The organism is Roseateles sp. (assembly GCF_052436255.1).
In the GTDB taxonomy this organism is placed as follows: Bacteria; Pseudomonadota; Gammaproteobacteria; order Burkholderiales; family Burkholderiaceae_C; genus Pelomonas.
In genome coordinates this window covers 1-5,182 of record NZ_JBQVNP010000229.1, presented here as the reverse complement: position 1 = coordinate 5,182, position 5,182 = coordinate 1, and the positions used below count along the sequence as shown (strand labels likewise).

5 protein-coding genes are annotated in these 5,182 nt (G+C 68.2%); 4 read left to right on the top strand and 1 reads right to left on the bottom strand.

The genetic code is table 11. The annotated features are described in order from the left end of the window. The 4 genes from ACT6S0_RS26240 to ACT6S0_RS26225 form a co-directional block, all read left to right on the top strand. On the top strand, nt 1-638 hold a 638-nt coding region (locus tag ACT6S0_RS26240; RefSeq protein WP_444766675.1), incomplete at its 5' end, for an amino acid ABC transporter ATP-binding protein. A gap of 28 nt (nt 639-666) precedes the next feature. Then, complete coding sequence (locus ACT6S0_RS26235; protein WP_444766674.1) at nt 667-1,587, top strand: ABC transporter substrate-binding protein; 921 nt, start codon at nt 667-669, stop codon at nt 1,585-1,587. A gap of 29 nt (nt 1,588-1,616) precedes the next feature. Further along, entirely contained in the window at nt 1,617-2,531 is a 915-nt protein-coding gene (locus ACT6S0_RS26230) for an ABC transporter substrate-binding protein (RefSeq protein ID WP_444766676.1), read from the top strand. After that, nucleotides 2,528-3,544 (top strand): LLM class flavin-dependent oxidoreductase, encoded by a 1,017-nt coding sequence (locus tag ACT6S0_RS26225; protein ID WP_444766673.1) that lies wholly within the window; start codon nt 2,528-2,530, stop codon nt 3,542-3,544. The genes ACT6S0_RS26230 and ACT6S0_RS26225 overlap by 4 nt, the downstream gene beginning before the upstream one ends. A gap of 116 nt (nt 3,545-3,660) precedes the next feature. Here the strand turns inward: ACT6S0_RS26225 and ACT6S0_RS26220 are convergent. After that, the coding region (locus tag ACT6S0_RS26220; RefSeq protein WP_444766672.1) for an ankyrin repeat domain-containing protein at nt 3,661-5,182 on the bottom strand (1,522 nt) is incomplete at its 5' end.

Here is a 5,182-nt window from a genome sequence, read left to right as displayed (position 1 = left end):
GCAAGTCGACGCTGCTGCGCGCCATCAACCACCTGGAGCGCGTGGACGACGGCTTCATCGCCATCGACGGTGAGCTCATCGGCTACCGCCGCGACGAGGACACGCTCTACGAGCTGCACGAGAAGGAGATCCTCAAGCGCCGCGTCGACGTGGGCATGGTGTTCCAGAACTTCAACCTGTTCCCGCATCTCACGGTGCTGGAGAACATCGTCGAGGCGCCGGTGTCCGTGCGCGGCCTGCCGCGCGCCGAGGCCGAGGCGCTCGCTTCGGAGCTGCTGGTGCGCGTGGGCCTGGGCGACAAGACGCACGCCTATCCGCGCCAGCTCTCCGGCGGGCAGCAGCAGCGGGTGGCGATTGCACGCGCGCTGGCGCTCAGGCCCAAGGTGCTGCTGTTCGACGAGCCCACCTCGGCGCTCGACCCCGAGCTTGTGGGCGAGGTGCTGGCCGTCATCAAGGAGCTGGCGCGCTCGGGCACCACGCTGCTCATCGTCACGCACGAGATCGGCTTTGCCCGGGAGGTCGCCGACACCATCGTCTTCATGGAGCGCGGTCGCATTCTGGAGACCGGCTCGCCCGACAAGGTGTTCAACGCGCCGGAGCATCCGCGCACGGCCGAGTTCCTGGCCAAGGTTCTTTGACTTTTTCCTCCCTACTGCATTGCCTCCAATGACCCATCGACGAAACATCCTGTCCGCACTTCTGGCCGCGCTGCTCGTGCCGCTCGCCGCATCGGCGCAGCCGGCCCCCGACCTGAGTCCCGAACAGCCCGGCCGCCCGCGCGCGCAGAAGATCGACGAGGCCGTGCGGCTCGCGAAGGACTTCAAGTTCCAGAAGGAGGGCGTGCTCGTCGTCGGCACCACCACCGGCCGCCTGCCGTTCGCCGCCTACGCGACCGACACGAAAACGCCGGTGGGCAACGCCCCCGACATCGCGCAACTGGTGGCCGACAGCCTCGGTCGCAAGCTGGAGCTGGTGTCCACCGCCTGGGCCGACTGGCCGCTGGGCCTGCAGTCGGGCAAGTTCGATGTGGTGGTCTCGAACGTGACGGTGACCGAGGAGCGCAAGGAGAAGTTCGACTTCTCCACCTACCGCAACGACCAGCTCGGCATCTACGTGAAGTCGGACAGCAAGCTCGGCGCGATCAGGGAACCGAAGGACATCGCGGGCCTGAAGGTGATCGTCTCCGCCAGCACCAACCAGGAGCAGATTCTTCTGCGCTGGAACCAGCAGAACGTCGCGGCCGGGCTGAAGCCGGTGGAGATCCAGTACTACGACGATGACGTCGTGCAGCGCCTGGCCATCCAGTCAGGGCGTGCCGATGCGTACCTGGGCCCGAACGGCATCGCGGCCTACGAGGCGCGCGACGGCAAGACGAAGCTTGCCGGCCTGTTCTCGGGCGGCTGGCCGCTGAATGCCGAGATCGCCGTCACCTCGCGCAAGGGCTCGGGCATTGCCGAGGCCGTCACGCTGGCGCTGAACACGCAGATCAGGAACGGCAACTACGCCAAGGCGCTGTCGCGCTGGAACCTGGAGTCCGAGGCCATCGAGGTCGCGCGCACCAATCCGCCGGGCCTGCCGAAGAAGTGATGACCATGGCTTTTTTCAAGCACACATGGATGGCGCGCGGCCTCGTTGCGCTCACGTTGATCGCCGGTACGGCCCACGCCGCCGACAAGTTCGACTTCAGCCCCGAGCAGCGCGGCCGCCTGCGCGCGGGCAAGGACGCCGAGGCCGTCAACGCGATTCCGCCGAGCTTCAAGTTCGTGAAGGAAGGCGTGCTGACGGTCGCCATCGCACCGTTCGCGCCGCCCATCTCGACCTACGCCTCCGACGCGAAGACGGTCGTCGGTTTCGACCCCGACTTCGCGCTGCTCATCGCCGACGCACTGGGCCTCAAGCTCGACCTGCAGCCCATCGCCTGGGCCGACTGGCCGCTGGGCCTGAGCTCGGGCAAGTACGACGCGGTGATCTCCAACGTGGGCGTGACCGAGCAACGCAAGGAGAAGTTCGACTTCTCGACCTATCGCCTCGGCCTGCACGGCTTCTACGTGCGCACCGACAGCGCCATCAAGTCGATCCGCGAGCCGAAGGACGTGGCGGGCCTGAAGCTGACGACCGGTGCAGGCACCAACCAGGAGCGCATCCTGCTGGAGTGGAACCGGCAGAACGTCGCGGCCGGCCTGAAACCCGTCGAGATCCAGTACTACGACGATGACGTGACACGCACGCTGGCGGTGGTCACCAGGCGGGTCGACGCCAACTTCAACCCGAACGCGCCGCAGGCCTACGAGGCAGCGAAGAACGGCCAGATCAGGCTGGTCGGCACGGTCAACGCGGGCTGGCCGCTGAAGTCGGACGTGGCCATTGCCACGCGCAAGGGCAGCGGCCTCGCGGTGGCGCTGACCACGGCGGCCAACAACCTGATCCGCAACGGCACCTATGCCAAGGCGCTTGCGCGCTGGAGCCTGGCGGAAGAAGCCCTGCCGAAGTCGGAAGTCAATCCGCCCGGCCTGCCGAAGTTCGCCCCATGAGCAGCTCCGGCATTCGTCATCTCGCGTTCCTGACGCCGGGCAACTATGCCGAGGGCGACCCGCTGGCCGGTATCGAAGCCGCGCTGAAGCTCTTCGAGTTCGGCGAGAAGCTGGGCTTCGATGGCGCGTGGGTGCGCCAGCGTCACCTGGAGCGCGGCGTGTCCTCGGCCGCGACCTTCCTGGCCGCGGCGACGCAACGTACGCGCCGCATCGAGCTGGGTGCTGCTGTGATCCAGATGGGTTACGAGAACCCGTTCCGCCTCGCCGAGGACCTGGCCACCGTCGATGTGCTGTCGCGCGGCAGGCTGCAGGTGGGCCTGAGCGCGGGTGCGCCGCTGCATGGCGCCTTGCTCGGCAATCGCTTTCATGACGCGGCACCGAACACCGTCGATTTCACGCACAAGCGTGTGGGGCGGCTCAAGGCCAACCTGGAAGACACGCTGCTGGGCGACGACGAGACCTTCATCGAATCCGCCGGCGGGCGTGTGCGGCCGCGCGTGCAGCCATATGCGCCGGGACTGATCGACAGGCTCTGGTACGGCGGCGGCTCACTGCGTTCGGTCGAATGGGCCGGGCGCAACGGCTTTCACCTGCTGCTGGGCAACGTGCTGTCGGGCGAGACCACCGACGACTTCCTGCAGGCGCAGCTGGGCTTGATCGAACGCTACCGTGCCAGCGAAACCGAGGGGCGCAAGGGCAGGGTGGCATTGGGCCGCGTGATCGTGCCGCTCGACGGCGCGGATGCCGCCACGCGCAAGCGCTATCGCGAGTTCGCGGCCGGCCGGATCGAACGCACGCTGGCGCCGCAGGGCGAGCGGCGCACGCTGTTCGCAGGCGATCTCGTGGGCACGTCCGACGAGATCCTGGAGCGCCTGCGCCGCGACCCGGTGCTGCCGCATGTGAGCGAGCTGCGGGTGGAGTTGCCCTACAACTTCAGCAGCGGGGAATACGAGCAGATATTGACCGACCTGTCGCGCCACATCGCGCCGGAACTCGGTTGGCGCGCGCTCTGAGCTGGAGAAGGAAGTGAGAGGAAACAGGAGTTGAGTTCGAGGTGAGTCGGAGTCGGGTCGCGTGCTTCTCGCAACCCGATGGACGGCTTTGGGCGGGCCCTCGGGCCCGCTTTTTTTTAGCCCTGCGCGGTGGAGGCTCCGAGCAGGTAGTCCGTCACCTCGTCCGAGAACACATACCGCCGCCCGCCAACGAGCAGCCAGTCCGGGCTTGCGGGGTCGGGTCGCGCGGCGGGCATGCCGTGGGCGACGAGTGCCTGGGCGCAGCCGAGCCAGTCGCCTTCGCCGTCCGGTGGTTCGTTGCACGAGGCCCACGAGAGGCCGCCGCAGGTGTTGTCGCCGAAGCCGTGCTGTTCTTGCCAGCTTGCGCCGTGCTCGAGCAGGAAGCGGACGAGTCCGGCGTCGCCGCGGAACACGGCCTTGTTGAGCGCCGAGGCGTCCCAGTCGCCGCCGCGGGTGGCGATGGGCCAGCCGAGTTCGACCATCAGCTTCACGGCGTCGGCGCAGCCTTGGGCAGCGAGCTCCGGCAGCTGGCGCAGCTGTGCTTCGGAAAGCGTTGCGACGATGCCGGGGTGGGCCGCCAGGATGCGGCGCGCCGTGGCCTCGTCGGCCTGCGCGCAGGCGGCAACGAAGGCTTCGGCCATGGGGAGCGTCGTGTCATCGCCGGTAGGCTGGAGAAGGCGTGCGACTTCCGGCAGCCCGAAGCGCAGGGCCGCCGTATAGGCGCTGATGCCATCGCTCGTCGTGACCGAAGGGTCTGCGCCTGCCGCCAGAAGGGCCTCGATGTGCGCGGGGGACTTGCGTCGACGGATGGCCCACAGCAGCAGCGAACCCCAGTCGGAAGTGGGTGGGCCCATCGGCGGCTCGTTCGCATTGCCGCCATGTGCGAGCAGCAGCCTGAGCGTTTCGACGTCGTCGAGATCGAGCACGCGATAGAGCGCGTTCGTGCCCGCTATGCGCGCGCCGGCGTCGAGCAGCAGCTTCGTGCAGGCCGGGTTCTCCAGCGAGTGATAGAGCGATTCGCCGTCGTTCGGATCGGCGCCTGCATCCAGCAACAGCTTGGTGAGCGCGAGGTCGTGGTTTTGGCCGGCGGCACCATACAGCGCCGAAAGCCGCTCGGTTTCCGCAGGCGTTTCGAGAGACGCAGGAGGCCAGCGGTTGCCGACCGACTGGTTCGGGTCTGCGCCTGCGTCGAGCAGCAGCCTTGCGCAGGCGAGCAGGCGTTCGCGGAAGTCGGGCAACTGCAACAGGCCCGAATGGGCCACGGCAACGAGCGGCTGCAGTGCCAGCGGACCGCCCGGTCGGTTCACCCAGCCAGGGTCGTGCGCAATGGCTCGCCGCAACGCCGCTTCATCGCCGATCGCGCAGGCGAGGCTCGGGTCACCGCCGAGCAGACCGGGGCTCTCCTCGAGCAGGCGAAGGGCCGCCGCGGGCCGCGCGCTATTGTTGCCACCGGCGATGTCGCCCGCGTAGACGAGGCGCAGCCAGTAGAGGACGGCCTTCGCCGGGTCTTCGGCCTGCGAGCGCCGCGCGAGAACGAAGCCCTGCAGGTCAGCCCAGGATGCGAAGCCGTATTCGCGCGCCACGCACGACTGGGCGTCGTGCAGGCGCAGTCCCATCGCAGCGATTTCGGCATCGGTC